The organism is Paenibacillus residui (assembly GCF_042677205.1).
Lineage (GTDB): Bacteria > Bacillota > Bacilli > Paenibacillales > NBRC-103111 > Paenibacillus_L > Paenibacillus_L residui.
This window is the reverse complement of record NZ_JBHTIU010000124.1, coordinates 1-503: the sequence shown is the minus strand read 5'-3', so window position 1 is coordinate 503 and position 503 is coordinate 1. Positions and strand designations below refer to the sequence as shown.

Here is a 503-nt window from a genome sequence, read left to right as displayed (position 1 = left end):
TTGCTGGACTTGACTCAAAACAGAAGACTTATCTCGCTTGCTCTTGGTTTTGGACATCTCCATGAAGAAAGCAATCAATTGTTGTAGGGCAGTTTTCAGGTCTAAATCCCGAATTTCATCGGAGAGCAGGAAAAACAGGCCGCCTAGAGAACGAGGGTCGTTTTCATTTCGTCGCTCCCATTCCATGACCAGATAACGTGAAAAGACGATGGTGGTGTGGCTGATGAGCATATCGAAGGAGCGGCCCTGAAACTCCGACCCGAGTTTCAGATACGATTTGGCAAACCTAAAGAAGGTCTCAATGCTCCAGCGAATGCCATAAATGCGAACGATCTCCGCATCGGTGATGGTGACGTCTGTACTTAGAATGGCCAACCAATCCCGTCTGCGATTCCGATTTTGAACAAAGACAAGCTTAATGAGCATCCCGCCATCAAGCTGTACAATGACCGATCCCAGAATCTCGGAAGATTTCGTTTTCGGTAGTCGTGCGTGCAGTTCAC

Annotated in this window: 1 pseudogene; it reads right to left on the bottom strand. The window is 47.7% G+C overall.

What is annotated here, in order from left to right:
* Window positions 1-503: pseudogene (locus ACFQ03_RS25855) on the bottom strand (IS4 family transposase); the annotation flags it as partial.